This window comes from Vibrio sp. S12_S33 (assembly GCF_963889785.1).
Taxonomy (GTDB): domain Bacteria; phylum Pseudomonadota; class Gammaproteobacteria; order Enterobacterales; family Vibrionaceae; genus Vibrio; species Vibrio aestuarianus.
In genome coordinates, this window is the sequence record NZ_CAWPQZ010000187.1 from 1 (window position 1) to 865 (window position 865).

Here is an 865-nt window from a genome sequence, read left to right on the forward strand (position 1 = left end):
CCTTGAAAACGATCAATCTCAAGTTGTTCAAGAATCCATTTCGACTAAGCCAACCTGCCGAAAACACGAAACGAATTCTCAATGAAATCGTAGAATTAACCTCAAAAACTCATCCAACACATAACGCTGCGTTAAGTGGTGAGCAACGCGACCACAATCCTAAACCATTGCGCCTTAAACACAAAATTCAACCTAGAACCGAAACTCCCAAGCGTTGGGAATCCGTCTTAAACGCCTAGTTAGCTGCTGCACTTTCGCTAGCAAATTACACCAAAATGCCTAATTTGAAACACATTATTGCTTTCAAGCGGCAAAGTAAAACGGACAGCTGTGAAATTAAAACCCAATCCACGAAATGCGCTTGGCAAAGAAGAAATGACCGAGGAAATCCCCATTACTAACCATGGTAATTTACAAAGAATTCTATCGAAAAAGCCAACGACAGAGCACACGAAACGAATTTAGGCATTCATGAATTTCGACAACAAAGAAACCGCGCCAACGAACTTAACAAGCACAACACTTCCCGTAAGCAGACTTCGTTAAGTTCAAACTCTTCCCGAAAAGTGCCACTGGCGAGATAGTTGAGAAACTGAGACTTGTCCGGTGTGTAGCTAGAAAACCGAAAGCCTTTCCACCCTAAATTCACCGTTTTTCTTAACCCCAGCTAACGCCCAATTAAGTGGTGAACAACGCACTGGCCAAGCCGCTGCATTGCACCGTAAAACACTTTACTCAACGCATAGTAAAACTGCCACGCGTTGAGAATCCACTTGAATTGCTTGTTATGTGACTTGGATTCAAGTACGAAGTGCGACACCTCTGAACATAAAAACAGTGAGATGCGATAATCATCATTTTTGCT

Annotated in this window: 2 protein-coding genes; one reads left to right on the forward strand and one right to left on the reverse strand. The window is 42.5% G+C overall.

The window, feature by feature from the left end; translation table 11 throughout:
• A partial coding sequence (locus AACW06_RS19780) for a hypothetical protein (RefSeq protein WP_238336770.1) occupies positions 1-239 on the forward strand: 239 nt, incomplete at its 5' end.
• A gap of 428 nt (positions 240-667) precedes the next feature.
• On the opposite strand, the gene AACW06_RS19785 is transcribed toward AACW06_RS19780, so the two are convergent.
• The coding region (locus AACW06_RS19785; RefSeq protein ID WP_337923503.1) for a hypothetical protein at positions 668-865 on the reverse strand (198 nt) is incomplete at its 5' end.